Here is a 19,455-nt window from a genome sequence, read left to right as displayed (position 1 = left end):
TTCAATTTGTTTCCGCCCTTTCATACCGCTCTCTTAACGAACGAAGCGTTGATATTCTCTTCATATTCGCTTTGTCACCAAACTCCACCTTTGAAAACTTTCCACGTTATTCTCACACATTTTGACAACACTTTTTGCAAACAAAAAAGACCCCTATCATTCTTACGCCCAAGTGAAAAGGTTACGCGAATAAAAAGAAGTCTTATTAATACCATAGTTTGTGAAAAGCTTTTCAGGTCAAGATTTTTTCTTTCTTATTATTTTCCCTTTATAATAAGGGAAAGAGGTGATACATATGGCCAATATAAAACAAATTGCTAAAACTGCTGGTGTATCGATATCAACTGTTTCTCGTGTCCTGAATAATCACCCTTACGTAAAAGAAGAAAAGCGTAAGCGTGTTCTAGATGCTGTTGAAGAATTAAACTACGCAAAAAATATAAATGCTGTCCATTTAATAAGAGGGAAAACATATACAATTGGCGTTATGCTTCCTTTCATTAACCTCCCCTACTTCAGTACGATTATTGAAGGAATCGGTAACGAAGCGTTAGCTGCCGGATATCACATTAATTTATGTCAAACGAATTACGATAGCATTGAAGAAATTCGTGTTCTTGAAATGATGAAAATGAAACAATTTGATGGGATGATTATTTGCTCCCGAACGAGCTCTTGGGAACAAATCGAACCTTTTGCAAAATTTGCCCCTATTATTTCATGTGAAAAAATGAAGCATCCCCTCATTTCATCCATCTACGTAGATCATTATGAAGGTTTCCGTCTCGGTACTGCCTATTTACTAAGTAGAGGCCATGAAAAAATCGGAATTTGTTTAGCAAGAAAAACAAGTGTAAATTCCATGGAGCGCGAAAAAGCGTTCGCCGATACACTTCGTAACGAAGGGAAAACGTTGCATCCTGAATGGATTTTCCACCAATGCTATACAATGCAGGACGGAGCACAAATACTCCATCGTATTTTAAATATGAAAAATCGTCCAACTGCTATTTTCACAGCGAACGATCAAGTTGCAGCTGGTTTATTAACAGAGGCTCGAAAACATGGTATTCGAGTACCTGAAGACCTTGCTATCCTTGGATTTGATAATCATGAAATTTCAAAGGCATTAGAAATTTCCACAATTGAACATCCCGGTCTCGCAATGGGCTCACATGCTTTTTCTTTATTCCATAAGCAGATCCAAAGCGAGCAAATTGTCGGCAGTGCAAAAGAACTTTCATTCCATTTAATTGAGCGAGAGACTGTCTAAAAAGAGCGTTACTTATAACGCTCTTTCTCAGCTCTTCACCTATTGACTTTATATTTCCCATCTCATATAATGAACCTAACGAACGGTAGGTAGGGGATGAAAATGACAGCAAACCGCATTAAAGCTGTAGCACTTTCTCATTTCGCACGCTACGGCTATGAAGGAACTTCATTGGCAAATATTGCTCAAGAAGTTGGGATTAAAAAACCATCGATTTACGCACACTTTAAAGGAAAAGAAGAGCTATATTTCATATGCTTAGAATCTGCTCTTCAAAAAGATTTGCAGAGCTTCACAGGCGATATCGAAAGCTTTTCCAATTCGTCCACTGAAGAATTGCTTTTAAAATTATTAAAAGGGTATGCAAAACGATTTGGTGAAAGTGAAGAATCAATGTTTTGGTTACGAACTTCTTATTTTCCGCCTGATGCATTTCGCGAACAAATTATTAATAAAGCAAATGTACACATTGAAAACGTCGGAAAACTTTTATTCCCTGTATTTAAAAGAGCAAGCGAACAAGATGAGTTGCATAACATTGAAGTAAAAGATGCCTTAGAGGCTTTTCTATGCTTACTCGACGGTCTTATGGTTGAACTATTATACGCAGGTTTAAATCGTTTTGAGACACGTTTAGACGCTTCTTGGAAAGTATTTTGGCGCGGACTTTCAAACTGACGGATTGCCCTTTGCAATGCGTCGTTTTTAAGCCCTTTACCTAACGACTGGTAGGAAGGAGAAATGACATATGGCATGGATTTATGTAATCATCGCTGGTATTATTGAAATCTTTTGGGTGATTGGACTAAAAAAAGCAGAGGCACCACTTGAATGGGCTGGTGTTGCTCTATTAATTACAATTAGTTTCGTCTTATTATTTAGAGCTTATAAAGATTTACCTGTCGGCACTGTATACGCAGTCTTTACAGGAATCGGAGCTGGTGGAATCGTTCTTACAGAGATTTTCATTTTCGGAGAACCTTTCTCTATCGTAAAAGTTTTATTAATCGGTTTAATCTTCTTCGGAGTAATTGGTTTAAAACGAGTAACAGAAGAAAAAGAAGCGAAGGAGGCTGCATAAAATGGCTTGGGTATTTTTAATTCTAGCTGGTATTTGTGAAATTATTGGTGTACTCTTTATGAAAGTAGCCACTGAAAAGAAAGGCTGGGCACCAAAAGTTATTTTAATCGCTAACTTCGGCGTAAGCTTCTTCTTCTTATCTCTTGCGATGAACACATTACCGATGGGAACTGCTTACGCGATTTGGACTGGAATCGGAACTGCTGGAAGTGCACTTCTAGGCATTCTCATTTTCCGAGAATCAGCGGATTGGCGTCGTCTTGCTTTCTTAAGCTGCATTTTATGCGGCGCTGTTGGCTTAAAACTATTAAGCTAACGTGAGGTGAATGTCATGCGGAAAGAACAAGGAAAGAAAATATTAGCATGGATCACACTTTGTATCGTCATTCTATTACAAATAAGTTTTCATATAATAGAATCATTGTTTCATAAAGTATTATCCATTCTCACATTCCTTCCTAACATGACACTTGAAATTATATCGATTGTTTGGTCCATTATCGCCTCCATTGCAATCGTCATTATATGGAGTATCACCAAACTATGGAATAAGTTATTTAAAAAGGACAGTATTTCTGAAAAAGAATAACTGTCCTTTTTTATATTCATTCAGACTTTCTGTAGAAGTTACATGTGATAAGACAAAACAGACCAACTATGGAAATATTTATACCACCCCCTTTATGTAAACTTGGAAATAACGGTGGTATATTCGAGTAAACATTTGCTAATATGAGACCGATTGAAAATAAAAATATTCCTATTCTATATAACCATTTTCTTTTGTTCATCATTCTCCCCTCCTAAAATTTTTCATACACTCCTTTCTTTTGGACATACTACCCTAAAAAAGGAGTGGATAATATGCAAAGTTCTATACATAAGCAAATCCTATTTTTATTTTTCCTATTTCTTATTCTCATCATCGTTTTCAGCTTTATATTACATACTCCAAAAGATGTACCAAATAGCGTTTCTTTTTATAAACTACTGCTCTCGTATTGTCGTTATTGAAGAAGGTGCCTTTTTTTAAGGCACCTTTTAAAATTCTCTTTTTTTATATATTTTTACTGAAACAAAGATAGATATTATGAACATGCATATTGAACTAACGAATAACATGCTGTTATATAGTTGAATTTGTTCTAGGTTGATTCCAAAGAAAATAGAAGAAACGGCCATAGGTGCTATTAGTATAAAAATCGCAATAAAAATAGTTTTTTTATAGGCCAACCAAAACGATATCGGTAAAACAAAGCTTAAATACACTAAAATAAAGCTAATACTAGCAACCATTGTCGTTTCAATAAATTCAAATAGGTTAACCCCATTCTTCATTCCCATCGTAAAACAACCGACCATTACACTTATAAAAAGAATAATAATTGCTACTATATATTTTGCAAATACAATTTGTTTTCTCAATATTGGTAAACTATTTACTATAACTTCACTCTTATTTTTACTATCTGCTTCAAACGTTTTTACTGTTGCCCCAATTGTAATAATTACTGACATAATTATGAACAGATTTTCCGTATCTGTTAAGGCCATATAAAAGAAAACAGGATACAGTATGTACCAAATTAAAAATTTCCATTGAATAATGAAATCTTTTAAAATTAGTTGCTTGATCATGTATTGCACCTCCTAATATGAAAATGTCCCTTCTATAACTCTGCCTGCTGAAACATTTTCATTGAGAGGAACATTGATATGAATATACTCACTAATACTCCAATACTAAGAACACCCATTGCTAGTGTAGCCTCTTGAGAGTGAAGTACTTTTAACATAATTGTTTTATCACCAAAAATATTGCACATAAGACCAATCATACCCATTAAAGGAAACAGCATAATCAAATTCAAGACTGTAATAACTTTATATCCCCCAATGTAATTAGTCGGTATCGTTACTACACAATAAATCAAAGTTGCTACTATCGCTGAAAACACTGCATATCCAGGCATGACTATATCCCTGTCCAATAAAATATTTCCTAATATTACGACTATAAAAGTTACACTCAAACCAGCCATAATAAATAATGTGCTTGAAATATATTTAGCTATAATTATCTCTTTTCTCGTTATAGGTAAACTCACTAATACTTTTTCCGCTTTACTTTTCTCGTCATAATAAAAAGAAATATATATAATCGTACTACATGTTATAAATAATCCTATTGCAATCCCCATTGGTTCGACGGAATTCTTAAAAATAGATAAAATAGGGATTAAAAAATAGAAAGGAAACATCTTCTTCTGTAAAAAAAACTCCTTCAAAATCAACTGTTGCATATGAATTCCCCTCTCTATAAATCACGCGTTTTATAAATTTTAATTGTAAGAAACATAGAAGCGATATAGGCACTAGCTAATATCATTCCTCCAACTGTAAATACACCAATATGTACTGGATTCATAATCCACTCACTGAATGAAGATGTTGTTTCATTCAGCCCATCACTAATAAATATCCAAAGAAGTACACCAATCCCCATTGCTGCGGCTGATACTATACTTCTCATGCCCTTTGATTTTGTACCATAATAACTAGGAAAAAATGTCGCCACAAATACTACAGAATAAATCACTCCACTTACCACTACATACCATGGAATTTCAATATAAAAATTAGGATGGTATACACCAATATCATCAATAACAGCAATACCTCTTAAAAGGAATACAATTATCATAGTTGAAGCCATGGCACCGACAATAAATATTGCACAGGAAATATATCTAGCAATAATGATATCCTTCCGACTTACTGGTAAACTATTTATAATAATGTCACTTTTATTTCTTTCATCCATAAAGGTTAACGTCATAACGGAGGAGAGGGTTATAAATAGACAACTCATCGGAAATAAAAATTCACCACTTGGCTCTAACATAAAAAACAAAAGAGGCATAACAAAATTCACTAACCACATTACCCGAAAAAAGAACAAATCTTTATATACAAGCTGACGCATAGGCACCTCTCCCTTTCGCAGTGTAAACGATAATGTCATCTAATGTAGGCTTTTCTAGTACAACCTCATTTCCAAACCAATCGATAATTCCTTGTTTATCCTTCGCTAAACCTTCGAAACCAAATTTATTTTTTCGTAATCCAACAAATAGTTCTTTTCCTTCTTGGTCTAATAAATCATTACTTCCTTTTACGATTACGTAGTTCTCCATTAAGTCTTCTTTTTCACCAGTAAATATAATTTCTCCATCATTGATGAACGTAACATAATCTGCAATGCGCTCTAAATCTGTTGTAATGTGCGTTGAGAATAATACGGATACTTCATCTTCCATTACAATTTCTTGCAACATATCAAGTAATTCACTTCGAACAACTGGATCTAACCCTGCTGTCGGTTCGTCCATAATAATAAACTCTGCGTGGTGCGAAAGTGCGATGGCAATCGCAAATTTCATTTTCATTCCTTTTGATAATTCTTTAATTTTTTTATACTTTGGAACTTGCAATCTATGCATATACGATTGATACTGCTCTTCGTCCCACTTTTTATATAACGGTGCAATAATACGCTTCATTTGTTCACACGTTAAATCTTCGTAATAATGATTTTCATCATATACAAAGCCGATATTTTGTTTTATTTCCTTTTCAGCTTTCTTATTGTCCTTGCCAAAAATTTTTATATCTCCGTTATCTTTTTTAATTAAATTCATAATCATTTTGATTGTCGTACTTTTCCCGGCCCCATTCGGTCCGACAAACCCCATAATATATCCGCGTGGTAACGTAAAACTTATATTTTTCACTGCGAAACCTTCATAACTTTTACAAACATTTTTTAACTCTAACATCTCTCTCATTCCCCCTTATATAAAAACGCAATCATCTGCTGTAATTCTTCAAGTGAAAGCTGCAACGCTTTACTTTCATTCACAATCTCTTCCGCTTTACTTTCCAATAGGCGAAGCCTTTGTTCTTTTAATAGTTCATTATTTTTACGTGAAACATAAGTCCCCTTCCCAGCAACAGTTTCTATATATCCTTCTTTTTCAAGCTCCTCGTATGCACGCTTCGTTGTAATGACACTAATTTGTAATTCCTTCGCTAAGCTACGAATAGACGGTAATTGATCTCCCCCCTTTAAACCGCCATTTAAAATAAGCTGGCTTAATTGTTTTCTTATTTGCACATAAATAGGGTCTTGGGAAGAATTCGAAATAATAATATTCATGTTTCCCTCCAGTGTGTGTATATACTGTGTATACCTTATATATACAGTATATACACAGCATCCTATTTTTGGCAAGAAAAAAAGACCAACATTTTCCTGTTGGTCTTTCGTATATGTATCACTTTTCAAAGCGATCTAACATCTCGTCTCTCATTCCGAAACTTACTACTGCAATTCCTATATACATAAACAGAAGGAATGCCGGATGAACTGTATTGTACCAGCTGCTGTCAACAATTAAGTAAATCGTTAATGCCACAACAAGAACAAACGCTAAGATAAACATATAAAAGTGTCTTGTACTACCCATGATAAACTCCTCTCTTCTCACTTCACCATTCAACAGTTTATTTTATCGAATAATTCGATATGACTCAAGGTTAACTTTCTGTTATGTAATCAAGTTCTACCTTTACAATGTCCTCACATGCTATTGAAATGATTGTTCCTTGTTTATCAATCGCCGTCACTTCTCTATTATCCATTACACGATTTGCTACTCTTTCTAACACTTTTCCTTGGTCCCGATAGCAAAATTCTTTTACATCTTTAATTGTTTCTCCATTTTCTAAATGGTATACCATTCTATAACATCGATATCCCACACTTTCACCCCCGTCTTGTTCGTTTTTTCACATATACATAAAAATGAGTAATCTTTGCCTCATCACATCTTCTTAATTTCAATAAAATTCTAACAAAAATAAATACTTTTATCAAACCGACTTTTTCAACAAAACTACCTATAAAACTACACCTTTACACCATTAGGAAACAAAAAACATATTTTTTTAACATTTTCTTCACTATTTCTGCATAAAGTGAAACTTTAATCAGTGGGGATTTTTGTTCATCCCCACTGATTATTAGTTGAACCAATCGGGCATTTACGGACAGTTTATCTCCCACCTGGCTTCTTTGCACCAGCTAAGTTTTGAGTTGGGAGTTTACTGTCCGTTAATGCGGGACAAATTCTCCATACAAAAAAAGAACCCGCCTCAGCGAGTTCTTCCTTTGTTATTTTAATCAAACTTGTACAGGAGCTGGCTTCGCATAACGTAAAACTGGTTTACGTGCAGCCATCGTTTCGTCTAAACGTTTAATGACTGTCGTATGCGGTGCTTCTTGTACAACTTCTGGATTTTCTTCTACTTCTTTAGCGATTTGAATCATCTTATCAATGAAACCATCTAATGTTTCTTTTGATTCTGTTTCTGTCGGCTCAATCATAATACATTCTTCCACATTTAATGGGAAGTAAATTGTTGGTGGATGGTAACCGAAATCAAGCAGACGTTTTGCAATATCTAATGTACGTACACCAAGTTTCTTTTGACGACGACCTGATAATACAAATTCATGCTTACAATGTCTATCGAATGGAAGATCGTAGAATGGCGCTAATCTTCTCATCATATAGTTCGCATTTAATACAGCATACTCCGTTACTGCACGCAAGCCATCTGGACCCATAGAGCGAATATACGTGTATGCACGAACGTTAATTCCGAAGTTACCATAGAATGGTTTCACACGACCAATTGCTTCTGGACGGTCGTAGTTGAAGTGATAACCATTTTCCGTTTTCTCTAAAATCGGTTTTGGTAAGTACGGAATTAAATCAGCTTTCACACCTACTGGACCAGAACCTGGGCCACCACCGCCGTGAGGACCTGTAAATGTTTTATGAAGGTTTAAATGCACAACGTCAAATCCCATATCTCCTGGGCGTGCTTGGCTTAATACCGCATTTAAGTTTGCACCATCATAGTATAATTTACCGCCTGCATTATGGACGATTTCTGCCATTTCTAAAATATTTTCTTCGAATAGCCCTAATGTATTAGGATTTGTTAACATAAGTGCTGCTGTTTCTTCGTTTACAACACGTTTTAAGTCTTCTAAGTCAACAAGGCCATTTTCATTTGATTTTACTGTAATTGTTTCAAAACCAGCTACAGTTGCAGATGCTGGGTTCGTTCCGTGAGCAGAGTCAGGCACAATTACTTTCGTACGGTTAAAGTCACCATTCGCTTCATGGTATGCACGAATTAACATTAAACCTGTCCATTCTCCATGTGCACCAGCTGCTGGTTGTAAAGTAACAGTATCCATACCTGTAATTTCAATTAAATGCTCTTGTAAGTCGTACATTAATTCCATTGCACCTTGTACTGTCTTTTCATCTTGCAACGGATGAATATTTGCAAATCCTGCGAAACGAGCTACACTCTCATTAATTTTCGGATTATATTTCATCGTACAAGATCCAAGTGGATAGAATCCAGAATCAACACCGTGGTTACGGTTTGAAAGTGCTGTATAGTGGCGCATAATATCAAGTTCAGATACTTCTGGTAGCTCTGCATCTTCTACTCGAATATAATCGCTCTCAAACACATCTTCTAGTTTCACTTCTTCTACATCTAATTTGGGTAAGCTATATCCTATGCGTCCTTCTTTACTCACTTCAAAGATAAGTGCTTGATCTTGGTTCTTCATTGGATAGCCCCCATTTCGTTTACAAGTGTGTCAATTTCCTCTTTTGTACGAAGCTCAGTTACTGCTACAAGCATATGGTTTTCATGCTCTTTATAATCACGGCCTAGATCATAACCACCGATAATATTCTTTTGTAATAATGCATCGTTTACTTCTTTCACTGGACGTTTGCAATCTACAACAAACTCATTGAAGAATGGTCCAGCAAATGTTACTGTGAAGCCTTTCGCTTCAAATTGACGTTTTGCATATTGTGCTTTAGAAATGTTTTGACGTGCCATTTCTTTCACACCTTGTTTGCCAAGTGCCGTCATTGCAACAGAAGCTGCTAATGCATTTAACGCTTGGTTTGAACAAATGTTAGATGTCGCTTTATCACGACGAATATGCTGTTCACGTGCTTGTAACGTTAATACAAATCCACGTTTACCATCTGAATCTACAGTTTGTCCAACAAGACGTCCTGGAATTTTACGCATAAATGCTTTCGTTGTTGCAAAGTAACCACAGTGCGGTCCACCAAACTGCGTTGGAATACCGAATGGTTGTGCATCACCGATTACAATATCAGCACCAAATTTCCCTGGTGGCGTTAATGCGCCTAATGATAATGGATTTGAAGAAACGATAAATAATGATTTTTGTTGATGAACGATTTTTTCAATATCAGCTAATTTTTCAACTTGTCCGAAGAAGTTTGGATATTGAACGATTACACAAGCAACTGTATCATCTACTTCACTTTGTAATACGTCTAAATCTGTTACACCATCTTTATGATTAATTTCAACAACTTCAAGATTTTGTCCTTTTGCATACGTTTCAAGTACTGCTCTTGATTCTGGATGAACCGCGCTAGATACAAGAATTTTCTTTTTGCGAGTATGACCAGCTGCTAACATTGCCGCTTCAGCTAAAGCTGTACCCCCGTCATACATAGAAGAGTTTGCTACATCCATTCCTGTTAATTCACAAATCATTGTTTGGAATTCAAAGATTGCTTGTAATTCCCCTTGTGAAATTTCCGGTTGGTATGGTGTGTAAGCTGTATAAAATTCTGAGCGAGAAATAACATGATCTACAATTACTGGAGCATAATGATCGTATACGCCTGCTCCTAAGAAAGAAGCGTATTCTTTTAAGTTAGCATTTTTACTAGCCATTTGAGATAGCTCTTTTAAAAGCTCTGGCTCTGATTTTGCTTCTTTAATTTTTAAATCCCCTTTAAAACGAACACTCTCTGGAATATCAGAGAATAATTCATCGATCGTTTGAACGCCGATCGTTTGTAACATTTCTTTTTTGTCTTCTTCTGTCATTGGAAGATAACGATGCAACATGAAATCTACCCCTCTCCCCGTTACTTTGAACGTTTGTAAAATGGTGTTGGAACAACTACTGCTTTGACGCGTTTATTACGAATTTCAATTTCTACTTCTGTATCAACTGCTGCGTATTTTACATCAATTAGTGCTAAACCAATGCTTTTCTTTAACGTTGGAGATTGTGTACCACTCGTTACTTCCCCAATTTTTTCTTCACCAATAAATACAGGGTAATGCGTACGAGGAATTCCACGTTCGATTACTTCGATGCCGACTAATTTACGAGGCGCACCGTTTTCTTTTTGCTCTTTTAACGTTGCTTTTCCAAAGAAGTCTGCTTCTTTATTTGTTTTTACCGCAAAGCCAATTCCAGCCTCAATCGGTGTAATATCTTTTGATAATTCTTGTCCATAAAGTGGTAATGTTGCTTCGAATCGAAGTGTATCACGAGCACCTAAACCACATGCTTTTAAGCCCTCTTCTGCTCCAACTTCAAGAAGTTTCTCCCAAAGTTTTGCAGCATCTTCACTCTTACAGTAAATTTCGAATCCATCTTCACCTGTGTAACCTGTACGAGATACAAGTGCTGGAATTCCATCTACAAGAATATCGTTTTTAAATTTAAAGAACTTAATTTCTTTCAAATCTTCTGACACAACTTTTTGTAAAATGCCTTCTGCTTTTGGTCCTTGAATTGCAAGCTGTGCAACTTCACTAGAAACATTGACTACTGTCGCATCGCCAATTACATGACTTGCTAACCATTCGTAATCTTTCTCGATATTTGATGCATTGATTACTAATAAATAGTCTTCTTCACCACGTTTGTAGATTAATAAATCATCTACTGTACCACCATTTTCGTAGCACATAGCTGTATATTGTGCGCCCCCTACCTTTAAGGTAGATACGTCATTTGTAACAACACGTTGTAAAAATGCTAAACTATCTACACCTTTTACTTCAACTTCTCCCATATGAGACACATCGAACAAACCTGCAGCTGTACGTACAGCTTCGTGTTCTTCTTTAATGCTTGAAAATTGAACTGGTAATTCCCAACCACCGAAGTCGATTGTTTTTCCACCATACTTCGCGTATACATCAAATAACGGTGTACGTTGTAATGTAATCATGCTCTCTCCCCCTTATGCTTTGACAAATCAATAAAAGTTGCTTCCCTTTTCTAAACATTTTCATTCTGAAAAGATAGGATATACGGAATCTCATTATATTTTTTTATGAAAGCGTAAATAAAAAATCACTTTCTTGGATAAAATACGAAAGATTCCACACATTTCACACCATTATCCTAACATCATTCGCTATATTTCATCAATATTCTAGCATAAAAAATAATTTAGAATTTTTTATGTTAAAACACAATAAATGCAGCTTTTGAGATTTAATACTTTATTATTGTCTATCATATAGCCTTTAATAACGATAATTATGCCTTCTTTTCAGGCAAATCATCATACATTAAAAAATAATTACTTTAGTTTATAAAAGGTGGGAGAGTTGTAATGAATGTCGATATTTCCGTAGATCGGACATGGCAAAACAATTTTTTAAATAGAATTGACGAAGATGGTCCTTGGACAAACTGGGATTTATATCACTTAGCTTATGAAACAGAAAAATCGTTACTTGTTCCTACTTTTGATGGACTACAAGCACCGAAACATTTATCCCATTTCACACCGCTTCCGCATCAATTAGAAGTCGCTCAAAATGTGATTAAACAAATGAACGGTAAAGCGATTCTAGCAGATGAAGTAGGCCTTGGAAAAACAATCGAAGCTGGACTTATTTTGAAAGAATATATGGTCCGCGGGCTTGTGAAAAAGGTACTTATACTTGTCCCAGCTTCTCTCGTATCACAATGGGCATACGAACTGAATACAAAGTTTTTCATTCCCGCTGTAGCACAAAAGAAAAGCTACTCATGGGAACAAGCTGACGTAATCGTATCATCAATTGATACTGCGAAACGTTCACCACATCGCGATATCGTGTTGAACTTGGAATATGACCTTATTATTATCGATGAAGCACATAAACTGAAAAATAATAAAACAAAAAACTATGAATTTGCACAACGATTAAAAAAGAAGTTTTGTTTATTACTAACCGCTACTCCTGTTCAAAATAAGATTGATGAAATTTTTAACCTTGTTTCTTTATTAAAGCCAGGACATTTAGGCAATCAATCCAACTTTGAAGAATATTACGCTTCCAAAAATCGCTCAGCCGAATCAGATGAAGACTTAAAAGCTCTCATTAATAAAGTAATGGTGCGAAATAGACGACATAATACCGGTATCGATTGGCCGAAGAGACATGTACGTACAATTTTTGTTGAGTTTAATGAACAAGAACAAGCTCTATATAATGATATCGAAAATTGGCGAGGACAAGACGCCTTCACATCTGCTTTCTCATCGTTAACTTTAAAACGGGAAGCGTGTAGTAGTCGTGAGGCTGTTTACTATTCATTGAAAAAGCATGTAGAAAAAAGACAGAAAGAAAACGAACATTATATAAAAGATCCACATATCGATGTGCTAATGGACAAAATTAATCATATTCCTTTCAACTCAAAAGCAAATAAAGCTCTTGAGCTTATAAAAGAAATTGACGATAAAGTCGTTATCTTCACAGAATATCGAGCGTCACAAATGTACTTACAATGGTTTTTACAACAACACGGTATTTCTTCCGTCCCATTCCGCGGCGGGTTTAAACGCGGGAAGAAAGATTGGATGAAGGAGCTTTTCCAAAACCACGCACAAGTATTAATTGCAACTGAAGCTGGTGGTGAAGGGATTAACTTACAGTTTTGTAGCCATATGATCAATTATGATTTGCCATGGAATCCAATGCGTCTTGAGCAAAGAATCGGACGTATTCACCGTCTCGGTCAAAAAAATGATGTTCATATTTATAACTTAGCTACAAAGCATACTGTTGAAGAACATATTCTGAAACTGTTATATGAAAAAATCAACTTATTCGAGCGTGTTATTGGTGAACTCGATGAAATTTTAACGAGAATTAATATGAAAAACATCGACGCGCACATTCAAGAAATTTTCGCGCAATCAAAAAGCGAAGGTGAAATTAGAATTAAGATGGAAAACTTAACATCTATTATCGACTTTGCGAAACGAAATGAAGCTGAGGTGCAAGGCTATGCAGCAACATGAAATTCATAATTACTTATACAATTTCTTTGAGGCGAATAACTGTGAAATTTTAGAACGTTCTCCTCATTTATTAGATGTACAGTTAACAATTGAGATGGATAAATTATTAATGAATCGCCCTTTTTATTGGCACTATCTTGAGAAAACAGGAGGCGTACCGAATCCGATGCGCCTTACTCTTATTACAAATCCAGAAAATGAAGAAAATGATGGTGAGCTTATTCACTACGGTTCACCACGTCTACATCAAATTTTCCAAACGACAAAAGAATTAGGCTCATACATACGTTTATATGAGGATGTAAGACATAATGGAGCAACACATACACCGCTCCACCCTTGGCTCGGTATTAATATAAAAGTTTCCTATCAATGTGATCGAAAAAAAGACATCCTTCACTCGATTGGTATTCATCTCATTTCTGGAACAATGATGGCAAACTTTCATGAAACATTAACAAACATTAAACTTACACCAAAAATACCTGATTTTTGTTTTACGCTCTCGCCCATCATTAAACCTCAAAGTGGTTTACAACGCATAGAAGACGCTTTAAAAAATATAATTGCAGAAGATGACCATACGTGGGCAAAAGAAGCAAGAGTGCGTTGGAATCATGATTTAGACCTTTTAAACCGTTTTTATGAAGAAAGTGACGAACTTCCTGAGAGCTATGAAATTGAAAAACAAGCTCTGCAAGAACAGTATGAACCACGTATTACAGTGCAAATTATTAACGGTGGACTCTTTTATGTTACCGCGAATCATTTTCTATCAAAATAAAGCTCCTTCTGCTTTAGAAGGAGCTTTATTTCGAGTTATTCTCTATCCTCATTACGCTCTTGTTGTTTTTGCTTTGCCATGCGTTTTTGATACGCACGATCCTTCGCGCTCACATGATTTGCATCAGTTGGAAGATTTTCTTTCGAACGTCCAATTCCATTGCTCATCTTTCCCACTCCTTTTTACGTTTTTCAGAATACATGTTTATTTTCAGCTAGAGTTACAATCCTTATACAAAAAAATAAGAGCAGCCATTGGCCACTCTTACTCGCTCACATATTTTTGAAACATATCATGGATGCCTTTATTTACTAGGTTCGAGATCTGCTCGTCAGATTTATTCGGATAACGATCACGCAATCTGATAGATGCCTTCACCATTAAATTTTCTAATACAGAACGGCCACCTTCTCCATAAATAATTTCAGCATATTTAACAAGCCTTCCATCCTCTACTGTTGCTGGATTATGATTGAAGAAAAATTTACTCATTGTCTCCACCTCTCTCTTTTGATAACGTTTACATTTATATAGATTATTTATGTTATTTATTTCACAATATTGTATGCATGTATATTTAATTAGTTTCATTATAAAGCAACATATCGATAGTAAATATGTGATTTTCCGTCCATTTTGTGAACAAATTAAAAATGAAAGCGTTTCCTTTATTATATACTAAAAAAACTTACTACGCTAGGGCAATTTTTTTCAATCTACTCCCCCCTCGAAAATTGATATATTTTTTCTTTTCCCATTAAACCTTATACAATTTTCAGAAATTATATTATAAAATATATGTATGACTTAAGGAGGCTTTGTATGAATCAAAATAAAAAAGCTATATTAGATCTTGTCTTTTATCTCGTAATCCCATTCCTCATTTGGAAATTTGCAAAACCTTATATCGATCCTTATTACGCGATGTTACTTTCCTCTGTTCCGGGGATTATTTATACACTGTATACCTTTAAAAAAGAAAAACAGTTTAACGTGACAGGGTTCTTTATTTTAATTACACTCATTTCTAATACAACGGTAGATTTATTATCTGGGTCAGCTGAACGAATGTTGTGGAATGATGCATATTATCACATCGTACTCGGTATTATCGTCATATGTACAATTTTTATAAAGAAACCACTTATGTTATATTTCGCTGCGGATATTGCCGCACTGCAAGGCCATGACCGTGATAAAAGTCGTGAGCTTTATCGTGATAGTCGTATTTATCCAGCACTACAATATTTAACGCTATTTTTCGGTCTACAATTCATATTAAAAAGCTTCTTAAAAATTTATTTCATCTCTGTTTTCGGTGTAGATGGCTATGGTGAAATGAGAGCGATTATGACCGCTGTTGGATGGGGCATTTCCATTTGTATCGGAATTGGGTTCGTATGGGTGAACAATAAAATACATGCCGTTACGGAAGAACAAGAATCCGTGCAGTAAATAAAAATCCCCTAGTGTAATACGACACTAGGGGATTTTGGGTTTGCTAAACATATGACTAAAATTTAACTTGATTTTTTTCTTTTACTTTTTACATTTCGGTAAAACAAAGCAGCACTCAGCGGCATAACACCAAACCACTTATTCATAAATGGCTCTTTTTCAGCACGGCGTTGTTCTTTCTTTTGTTTTCGATCTTCTTTTGGAGCATCCATATACGACACAAACTGCTGCGTCACAAAGCGAACATAATCATTAGTAGACATATTATCATCACCTCTACTTGATTAGTATGTCCACTTTTTTATACATTAATCTTTTCCTTTAATTCATTCATAATTTGCTTTACAGACTTATTTGTCGTATCGATATGAATATGAGCCTCTTCATAATAAGCTCGGCGTGATTCAAATTTCTTTACGAATGCATCTATATCTTTCTTTTGAAATAGTGGACGTGTCGTATCTTCACGAAGCCTTTCTGCAATTACATGTGGATCACAATATAAATACACGATGGTGCCATTTTCCTTCATCCACTTTCGGTTTTCCTCTCGTTCAATGATGCCGCCACCAGTTGTAATGATTACATTACGACTCGGTAGTGAACGTAACATTTCGCTTTCATATTCGCGAAAAGCCATTTCGCCTTCTTCGGCAAAAATATCACGAATTGCCTTCTCTTGCTTCTCTTCGATTTTTTGATCAGTATCTACAACATCCATATGAAGTTCTTTACTTAATGCTTTTCCAATTGTTGTTTTCCCAGCTCCCATGTAGCCGGTTATGTATATAGATTTCATTTCTTGTCCTCTCAATCGTCATTTATTAATTGTTATTATAACGAAAGATGCTACTTTGTTTAATAAAAAAACGTTTTGTTCTTATACTATGAAGAACAAAACGTAACACTCGCTTTTACTTATAAGTGCCTCTTCTCACCCACTGCGTTGCAATCCATTTCTCGCCTTTCGTTACAGGTGCCCCTCCGTGTAACGTAAGCTCGTTTAATGATTGATCTTGATAAAAATACTCAAAGTATACTGCCATTCCCTTTCTAGGGTGTACAGAAAGATTTAATTTTGGGAAGTACGTTTCTCCGCCTTCTTCTACATCATTTAAATACATTACAAGCGTACTAATACGATTGTTAGCAGCTGATCTACTATGTTCCGCAAAATAATCATAGTGTGCTTTATATTGTTGATCCACTTCATAATTTAAAATGTGCAATCCTTCTCCGTGCGCCACCGGAACATTCATGATAGATGAAATTCGTTTTTCAATCTTTGAAGTAAGTTCATTGTCTTCCAAAAATGCACCGCTACTTGTTCGAATATCATTTACATCACGTGATGAACCAATTTTAGAACGCTCCATTTTATTTTTAGACATTTCAATCAATTCATCACACTCTTCATCACTTAGTACATTTGCTAATACGACAATAAGAGGTTCTTCGAATTTTGAAATAATGTGTATTTCTCTATCTTCTGTCATAATCGTATTTCCTTTATGATCAAAAATAGTTTGTTCCTTATTTTCACCTATTTGATTGTTGTTTGTCATTTCCCTATTCTCCCTAAAAATAATGATTGGATAGCATGAATATATCATATTCTTTCTACCTTTCTCTTTTTTGAGAAAATTTAAACTTTTGATCATTATATTTGTCCATTTCTTCTAAAAAATCAATTCAATTTACAATAGGAAATCCTGGTTTATCTATATATATATTTTACATATTATCCTTCTATCCAATCGACTATTTTCCCATCCTTTTTTCTATACCGAAAACTCACCGTATAGAAAGCTTCCTGTTTGAGTGTACACTGCAAAGCAACGAGAATTAAATCATTTTCAAAGACATAATTTCCACTCGCTTCTCCCTTTTCATACTGAAAGAAAAACGTACCTTCTTTTTCTTTTTGCTGTAAGTCTTTTTTTATATCTGTAATAGATCGGTTAAGTAATTCATCCAATAAAAATTTTTGTTCTATTCCTATATAAAAATTTTTATCTGTAAACAACATATTTGTTTCGTATATAAAAAAAGAAGTTAATAAAATAAGAAAGATAATCGTTCCAGGCATTGTAAATCCCTTTTGCTTTCTCATACGTTTATTCCTATTTCGCTATATCGCATAACTACACCTTCATATATTTTCCCACTAGTATCTTTCACATTTATAATGAGTACATGAGGTGTTAGTTTGTAAGAAACCGTTCCAATATTTTGTAAAACAACTTCCCTCCCGCGCCTATCTACCTTTCTTATAAGACGACTATTCTCTTTTTCATACGATACTTCACTCCCATTACGCGATCGGAATTGTAAAATACTTTCTCCATTTTCAAATGCTAGCTGTTCTCCAGATGATACTTCACGAAACTCCAATTGCATTTGCCCTAAATACACATCCCACTCCCAATCATTTAACCCTTTCGACTGTTTATTTTCCATTTCAATGAAATGTAGGCGGGGAAAGAGCAAAAAAAATATTGATAATAGAAACAGACATACAATCATTTCTATTAATGAAAAACCAAATTCTAATTTATTTTTTCTCCTACATAAAAGCATTGTTCCATCATTCTGTCTTTCACATCTTTCCACATGGTACAAACTTCATTGCCTCCCCAATATGTGTAATACCCAATTCCATTTATATTCTTTTCTATTATTCGCTTTTCTTCATTTCCATACATATATATAGCTGCTTCTTTTTTTAATAATCCAGTTGCCTTATAACGAATTTGTATATTTTTTCTTTCTTGCATAACTAATACTGTTTGCGGTAGTAGTAACGATACAGCCATCATTAAAACACTTAACGATACAATCATTTCAGCCATTATGGATCCTTTTTGACATTTCACGATACGTAAATCTCCCTCTTCCAAGCTGAAATACAATTTCATATTTATAATTTCTATACGAAATTATAATCGTACCACCTCTATTAATATTTCCACTTGGGTTATATGTCATCGGATTTGGAAACGTATGCAAATCAATTTGTATATCTTCTTCATACTCTCGCTTGACGATATAATACTTTGTACCTGACTCTTTTATAGCATACATATTTCTATCTTTATGCCAACGTAATGTGTAGTGCTTTTGATGGTTTATCGCTAATTGCTGCATATACAAAATATCATTTGAAAACTGTCTCAAAAATTGTTCAACTTTTTGTCGCTCGTATAAGGAATGAACACTAAAATACGTAACTATACTTAATACAGAAATAACAAATAAAACGAGTAACATTTCTAAAAAAGTAAACCCTTGTTGTTTCACAATGCCCTAATTGATACTGTGCCATCATCTGATATATGAATAGATTCGCCATTCGGACACTTATCAGTTGTAATATACTTTTCATCTGCCAGTTCTTTTAACGATGGAATTTTATTATGTTGTAATTGATATACTTGTATTTGCGCTTCTATAGATTTCACGTAAGCTGCACACCCTTTTCCTTGGACCGATGAACGCTGTGTAACTACATTTGGAATAATTAATAGTAATAATATAGTTATGACAACCATTACTAATAGCATCTCTAACAGAGTAAATCCTTCCTCATTCTGCATACAAATGC

Annotated in this window: 30 protein-coding genes; 9 read left to right on the top strand and 21 right to left on the bottom strand. The window is 34.8% G+C overall.

Features of this window, described 5'->3' with window-relative positions:
• Positions 1 to 295: 295 nt before the first annotated feature.
• The 5 genes from ACK1U5_RS18550 to ACK1U5_RS18530 all read left to right on the top strand — a co-directional run bounded on the left by ACK1U5_RS18550 (position 296) and on the right by ACK1U5_RS18530 (position 2,943).
• Positions 296 to 1,273 carry a LacI family DNA-binding transcriptional regulator gene (locus ACK1U5_RS18550; RefSeq protein WP_001273982.1) on the top strand — a complete coding sequence of 326 codons (978 nt, stop codon included), beginning with the start codon at positions 296 to 298 and terminating at the stop codon, positions 1,271 to 1,273.
• Positions 1,274 to 1,369: 96 nt separating this feature from the next.
• Positions 1,370 to 1,951 (top strand): TetR/AcrR family transcriptional regulator, encoded by a 582-nt coding sequence (locus tag ACK1U5_RS18545; protein WP_002005730.1) that lies wholly within the window; start codon positions 1,370 to 1,372, stop codon positions 1,949 to 1,951.
• Between the two features lie 70 nt (positions 1,952 to 2,021).
• Positions 2,022 to 2,354 carry a DMT family transporter gene (locus ACK1U5_RS18540; RefSeq protein ID WP_000312339.1) on the top strand — a complete coding sequence of 111 codons (333 nt, stop codon included), beginning with the start codon at positions 2,022 to 2,024 and terminating at the stop codon, positions 2,352 to 2,354.
• 1 nt (position 2,355) lies between these two features.
• Positions 2,356 to 2,670 (top strand): DMT family transporter, encoded by a 315-nt coding sequence (locus tag ACK1U5_RS18535; protein WP_000312623.1) that lies wholly within the window; start codon positions 2,356 to 2,358, stop codon positions 2,668 to 2,670.
• 15 nt (positions 2,671 to 2,685) lie between these two features.
• The gene (locus ACK1U5_RS18530) at positions 2,686 to 2,943 is read left to right on the top strand and encodes a DUF3975 family protein (protein WP_069604694.1); all 258 of its coding nucleotides are present in this window, start codon (positions 2,686 to 2,688) and stop codon (positions 2,941 to 2,943) included.
• Between the two features lie 16 nt (positions 2,944 to 2,959).
• On the opposite strand, the gene ACK1U5_RS18525 is transcribed toward ACK1U5_RS18530, so the two are convergent.
• The 11 genes from ACK1U5_RS18525 to gcvT form a co-directional block, all read right to left on the bottom strand.
• Positions 2,960 to 3,148, bottom strand: a complete 189-nt coding sequence (locus tag ACK1U5_RS18525; RefSeq protein WP_069604695.1) for a hypothetical protein — start codon at positions 3,146 to 3,148, stop codon at positions 2,960 to 2,962.
• A gap of 247 nt (positions 3,149 to 3,395) precedes the next feature.
• Positions 3,396 to 3,992 (bottom strand): ABC-2 transporter permease, encoded by a 597-nt coding sequence (locus ACK1U5_RS18520; RefSeq protein WP_069604697.1) that lies wholly within the window; start codon positions 3,990 to 3,992, stop codon positions 3,396 to 3,398.
• A 32-nt stretch (positions 3,993 to 4,024) separates the two neighbouring features.
• Complete coding sequence (locus ACK1U5_RS18515; protein WP_001186558.1) at positions 4,025 to 4,657, bottom strand: ABC-2 transporter permease; 633 nt, start codon at positions 4,655 to 4,657, stop codon at positions 4,025 to 4,027.
• 14 nt (positions 4,658 to 4,671) lie between these two features.
• On the bottom strand, positions 4,672 to 5,340 hold the full coding sequence (locus tag ACK1U5_RS18510; protein ID WP_001249563.1) for an ABC-2 transporter permease: 669 nt from the start codon (positions 5,338 to 5,340) through the stop codon (positions 4,672 to 4,674).
• Entirely contained in the window at positions 5,321 to 6,193 is an 873-nt protein-coding gene (locus ACK1U5_RS18505) for an ABC transporter ATP-binding protein (protein ID WP_061138955.1), read from the bottom strand. Before ACK1U5_RS18505 ends, ACK1U5_RS18510 begins: the two co-directional genes overlap by 20 nt.
• Positions 6,194 to 6,198: 5 nt before the next feature.
• Positions 6,199 to 6,573 (bottom strand): GntR family transcriptional regulator, encoded by a 375-nt coding sequence (locus ACK1U5_RS18500; RefSeq protein WP_001021353.1) that lies wholly within the window; start codon positions 6,571 to 6,573, stop codon positions 6,199 to 6,201.
• A 118-nt stretch (positions 6,574 to 6,691) separates the two neighbouring features.
• The gene (locus ACK1U5_RS18495) at positions 6,692 to 6,883 is read right to left on the bottom strand and encodes a hypothetical protein (protein ID WP_000535933.1); all 192 of its coding nucleotides are present in this window, start codon (positions 6,881 to 6,883) and stop codon (positions 6,692 to 6,694) included.
• 70 nt (positions 6,884 to 6,953) lie between these two features.
• Positions 6,954 to 7,157, bottom strand: a complete 204-nt coding sequence (locus ACK1U5_RS18490; protein WP_000262496.1) for a DUF3929 family protein — start codon at positions 7,155 to 7,157, stop codon at positions 6,954 to 6,956.
• 442 nt (positions 7,158 to 7,599) lie between these two features.
• The gene (gcvPB, locus tag ACK1U5_RS18485; protein WP_000795702.1) at positions 7,600 to 9,075 is read right to left on the bottom strand and encodes an aminomethyl-transferring glycine dehydrogenase subunit 2; all 1,476 of its coding nucleotides are present in this window, start codon (positions 9,073 to 9,075) and stop codon (positions 7,600 to 7,602) included.
• The gene (gcvPA, locus tag ACK1U5_RS18480) at positions 9,072 to 10,415 is read right to left on the bottom strand and encodes an aminomethyl-transferring glycine dehydrogenase subunit 1 (RefSeq protein ID WP_000903240.1); all 1,344 of its coding nucleotides are present in this window, start codon (positions 10,413 to 10,415) and stop codon (positions 9,072 to 9,074) included. The genes gcvPB and gcvPA overlap by 4 nt, the downstream gene beginning before the upstream one ends.
• A gap of 20 nt (positions 10,416 to 10,435) precedes the next feature.
• Entirely contained in the window at positions 10,436 to 11,536 is a 1,101-nt protein-coding gene (gene gcvT, locus ACK1U5_RS18475) for a glycine cleavage system aminomethyltransferase GcvT (protein ID WP_000631769.1), read from the bottom strand.
• 390 nt (positions 11,537 to 11,926) lie between these two features.
• On the opposite strand from gcvT, the gene ACK1U5_RS18470 reads away from it, so the two are divergent.
• Together ACK1U5_RS18470 and ACK1U5_RS18465 are read left to right on the top strand one after the other, a co-directional pair.
• Positions 11,927 to 13,609 carry a DEAD/DEAH box helicase gene (locus ACK1U5_RS18470; RefSeq protein ID WP_069604698.1) on the top strand — a complete coding sequence of 561 codons (1,683 nt, stop codon included), beginning with the start codon at positions 11,927 to 11,929 and terminating at the stop codon, positions 13,607 to 13,609.
• Positions 13,596 to 14,393, top strand: a complete 798-nt coding sequence (locus ACK1U5_RS18465) for a YqhG family protein (RefSeq protein ID WP_001183964.1) — start codon at positions 13,596 to 13,598, stop codon at positions 14,391 to 14,393. Before ACK1U5_RS18470 ends, ACK1U5_RS18465 begins: the two co-directional genes overlap by 14 nt.
• Positions 14,394 to 14,428: 35 nt before the next feature.
• On the opposite strand, the gene ACK1U5_RS18460 is transcribed toward ACK1U5_RS18465, so the two are convergent.
• Entirely contained in the window at positions 14,429 to 14,560 is a 132-nt protein-coding gene (locus tag ACK1U5_RS18460; protein ID WP_000064668.1) for a hypothetical protein, read from the bottom strand.
• 97 nt (positions 14,561 to 14,657) lie between these two features.
• Positions 14,658 to 14,885: a hypothetical protein gene (locus ACK1U5_RS18455; RefSeq protein ID WP_000032702.1), complete on the bottom strand. Its 228-nt coding sequence runs from the start codon at positions 14,883 to 14,885 to the stop codon at positions 14,658 to 14,660.
• Positions 14,886 to 14,958: 73 nt separating this feature from the next.
• Between ACK1U5_RS18455 and ACK1U5_RS18450 the strand changes: the two genes are divergently transcribed.
• Entirely contained in the window at positions 14,959 to 15,075 is a 117-nt protein-coding gene (locus ACK1U5_RS18450) for a hypothetical protein (protein ID WP_001987222.1), read from the top strand.
• Between the two features lie 140 nt (positions 15,076 to 15,215).
• Positions 15,216 to 15,848, top strand: coding sequence for a VC0807 family protein (locus tag ACK1U5_RS18445; RefSeq protein ID WP_001073111.1), 633 nt, complete (start codon positions 15,216 to 15,218; stop codon positions 15,846 to 15,848).
• 65 nt (positions 15,849 to 15,913) lie between these two features.
• Here ACK1U5_RS18445 and ACK1U5_RS18440 read toward each other — a convergent pair whose 3' ends face one another.
• The 8 genes from ACK1U5_RS18440 to comGC all read right to left on the bottom strand — a co-directional run bounded on the left by ACK1U5_RS18440 (position 15,914) and on the right by comGC (position 19,447).
• On the bottom strand, positions 15,914 to 16,114 hold the full coding sequence (locus ACK1U5_RS18440) for a YqzE family protein (RefSeq protein ID WP_000106083.1): 201 nt from the start codon (positions 16,112 to 16,114) through the stop codon (positions 15,914 to 15,916).
• Between the two features lie 38 nt (positions 16,115 to 16,152).
• Positions 16,153 to 16,650 carry a shikimate kinase AroK gene (gene aroK, locus ACK1U5_RS18435; protein WP_069604922.1) on the bottom strand — a complete coding sequence of 166 codons (498 nt, stop codon included), beginning with the start codon at positions 16,648 to 16,650 and terminating at the stop codon, positions 16,153 to 16,155.
• A 115-nt stretch (positions 16,651 to 16,765) separates the two neighbouring features.
• Positions 16,766 to 17,416: a 2OG-Fe(II) oxygenase gene (locus ACK1U5_RS18430; protein ID WP_000183860.1), complete on the bottom strand. Its 651-nt coding sequence runs from the start codon at positions 17,414 to 17,416 to the stop codon at positions 16,766 to 16,768.
• 176 nt (positions 17,417 to 17,592) lie between these two features.
• A complete protein-coding gene (gene comGG / locus ACK1U5_RS18425) occupies positions 17,593 to 17,964 on the bottom strand; it encodes a competence type IV pilus minor pilin ComGG (RefSeq protein WP_001231273.1) in 372 nt (123 codons plus the stop codon).
• On the bottom strand, positions 17,961 to 18,431 hold the full coding sequence (gene comGF / locus ACK1U5_RS18420; protein ID WP_000923098.1) for a competence type IV pilus minor pilin ComGF: 471 nt from the start codon (positions 18,429 to 18,431) through the stop codon (positions 17,961 to 17,963). Before comGF ends, comGG begins: the two co-directional genes overlap by 4 nt.
• Complete coding sequence (locus ACK1U5_RS18415) at positions 18,401 to 18,703, bottom strand: hypothetical protein (protein WP_000829471.1); 303 nt, start codon at positions 18,701 to 18,703, stop codon at positions 18,401 to 18,403. The genes comGF and ACK1U5_RS18415 overlap by 31 nt, the downstream gene beginning before the upstream one ends.
• Complete coding sequence (gene comGD / locus ACK1U5_RS18410) at positions 18,696 to 19,151, bottom strand: competence type IV pilus minor pilin ComGD (RefSeq protein WP_000813142.1); 456 nt, start codon at positions 19,149 to 19,151, stop codon at positions 18,696 to 18,698. The genes ACK1U5_RS18415 and comGD overlap by 8 nt, the downstream gene beginning before the upstream one ends.
• Positions 19,148 to 19,447 carry a competence type IV pilus major pilin ComGC gene (comGC, locus tag ACK1U5_RS18405; RefSeq protein ID WP_001178686.1) on the bottom strand — a complete coding sequence of 100 codons (300 nt, stop codon included), beginning with the start codon at positions 19,445 to 19,447 and terminating at the stop codon, positions 19,148 to 19,150. The genes comGD and comGC overlap by 4 nt, the downstream gene beginning before the upstream one ends.
• Between the last annotated feature and the right edge of the window lie 8 nt (positions 19,448 to 19,455).

It is taken from the genome of Bacillus sp. XB1 (genome assembly GCF_053557995.1).
This window is presented reverse-complemented; position numbering and strand designations above follow the sequence as displayed.

What these genes read in the sequence shown, in the direction of transcription:
- ACK1U5_RS18550 (WP_001273982.1), top strand. Translation starts at nt 296, where the DNA reads ATGGCCAATATAAAACAAATTGCTAAAACTGCTGGTGTATCGATATCA.
- ACK1U5_RS18545 (WP_002005730.1), top strand. Translation starts at nt 1,370, where the DNA reads ATGAAAATGACAGCAAACCGCATTAAAGCTGTAGCACTTTCTCATTTC.
- ACK1U5_RS18540 (WP_000312339.1), top strand. Translation starts at nt 2,022, where the DNA reads ATGGCATGGATTTATGTAATCATCGCTGGTATTATTGAAATCTTTTGG.
- ACK1U5_RS18535 (WP_000312623.1), top strand. Translation starts at nt 2,356, where the DNA reads ATGGCTTGGGTATTTTTAATTCTAGCTGGTATTTGTGAAATTATTGGT.
- ACK1U5_RS18530 (WP_069604694.1), top strand. Translation starts at nt 2,686, where the DNA reads ATGCGGAAAGAACAAGGAAAGAAAATATTAGCATGGATCACACTTTGT.
- ACK1U5_RS18525 (WP_069604695.1), bottom strand. Translation starts at nt 3,148, where the DNA reads ATGATGAACAAAAGAAAATGGTTATATAGAATAGGAATATTTTTATTT.
- ACK1U5_RS18520 (WP_069604697.1), bottom strand. Translation starts at nt 3,992, where the DNA reads ATGATCAAGCAACTAATTTTAAAAGATTTCATTATTCAATGGAAATTT.
- ACK1U5_RS18515 (WP_001186558.1), bottom strand. Translation starts at nt 4,657, where the DNA reads ATGCAACAGTTGATTTTGAAGGAGTTTTTTTTACAGAAGAAGATGTTT.
- ACK1U5_RS18510 (WP_001249563.1), bottom strand. Translation starts at nt 5,340, where the DNA reads ATGCGTCAGCTTGTATATAAAGATTTGTTCTTTTTTCGGGTAATGTGG.
- ACK1U5_RS18505 (WP_061138955.1), bottom strand. Translation starts at nt 6,193, where the DNA reads ATGTTAGAGTTAAAAAATGTTTGTAAAAGTTATGAAGGTTTCGCAGTG.
- ACK1U5_RS18500 (WP_001021353.1), bottom strand. Translation starts at nt 6,573, where the DNA reads ATGAATATTATTATTTCGAATTCTTCCCAAGACCCTATTTATGTGCAA.
- ACK1U5_RS18495 (WP_000535933.1), bottom strand. Translation starts at nt 6,883, where the DNA reads ATGGGTAGTACAAGACACTTTTATATGTTTATCTTAGCGTTTGTTCTT.
- ACK1U5_RS18490 (WP_000262496.1), bottom strand. Translation starts at nt 7,157, where the DNA reads ATGGTATACCATTTAGAAAATGGAGAAACAATTAAAGATGTAAAAGAA.
- gcvPB (WP_000795702.1), bottom strand. Translation starts at nt 9,075, where the DNA reads ATGAAGAACCAAGATCAAGCACTTATCTTTGAAGTGAGTAAAGAAGGA.
- gcvPA (WP_000903240.1), bottom strand. Translation starts at nt 10,415, where the DNA reads ATGTTGCATCGTTATCTTCCAATGACAGAAGAAGACAAAAAAGAAATG.
- gcvT (WP_000631769.1), bottom strand. Translation starts at nt 11,536, where the DNA reads ATGATTACATTACAACGTACACCGTTATTTGATGTATACGCGAAGTAT.
- ACK1U5_RS18470 (WP_069604698.1), top strand. Translation starts at nt 11,927, where the DNA reads ATGAATGTCGATATTTCCGTAGATCGGACATGGCAAAACAATTTTTTA.
- ACK1U5_RS18465 (WP_001183964.1), top strand. Translation starts at nt 13,596, where the DNA reads ATGCAGCAACATGAAATTCATAATTACTTATACAATTTCTTTGAGGCG.
- ACK1U5_RS18460 (WP_000064668.1), bottom strand. Translation starts at nt 14,560, where the DNA reads ATGAGCAATGGAATTGGACGTTCGAAAGAAAATCTTCCAACTGATGCA.
- ACK1U5_RS18455 (WP_000032702.1), bottom strand. Translation starts at nt 14,885, where the DNA reads ATGAGTAAATTTTTCTTCAATCATAATCCAGCAACAGTAGAGGATGGA.
- ACK1U5_RS18450 (WP_001987222.1), top strand. Translation starts at nt 14,959, where the DNA reads ATGCATGTATATTTAATTAGTTTCATTATAAAGCAACATATCGATAGT.
- ACK1U5_RS18445 (WP_001073111.1), top strand. Translation starts at nt 15,216, where the DNA reads ATGAATCAAAATAAAAAAGCTATATTAGATCTTGTCTTTTATCTCGTA.
- ACK1U5_RS18440 (WP_000106083.1), bottom strand. Translation starts at nt 16,114, where the DNA reads ATGTCTACTAATGATTATGTTCGCTTTGTGACGCAGCAGTTTGTGTCG.
- aroK (WP_069604922.1), bottom strand. Translation starts at nt 16,650, where the DNA reads ATGAAATCTATATACATAACCGGCTACATGGGAGCTGGGAAAACAACA.
- ACK1U5_RS18430 (WP_000183860.1), bottom strand. Translation starts at nt 17,416, where the DNA reads ATGACAAACAACAATCAAATAGGTGAAAATAAGGAACAAACTATTTTT.
- comGG (WP_001231273.1), bottom strand. Translation starts at nt 17,964, where the DNA reads ATGAGAAAGCAAAAGGGATTTACAATGCCTGGAACGATTATCTTTCTT.
- comGF (WP_000923098.1), bottom strand. Translation starts at nt 18,431, where the DNA reads ATGCTTTTATGTAGGAGAAAAAATAAATTAGAATTTGGTTTTTCATTA.
- ACK1U5_RS18415 (WP_000829471.1), bottom strand. Translation starts at nt 18,703, where the DNA reads ATGGCTGAAATGATTGTATCGTTAAGTGTTTTAATGATGGCTGTATCG.
- comGC (WP_001178686.1), bottom strand. Translation starts at nt 19,447, where the DNA reads ATGCAGAATGAGGAAGGATTTACTCTGTTAGAGATGCTATTAGTAATG.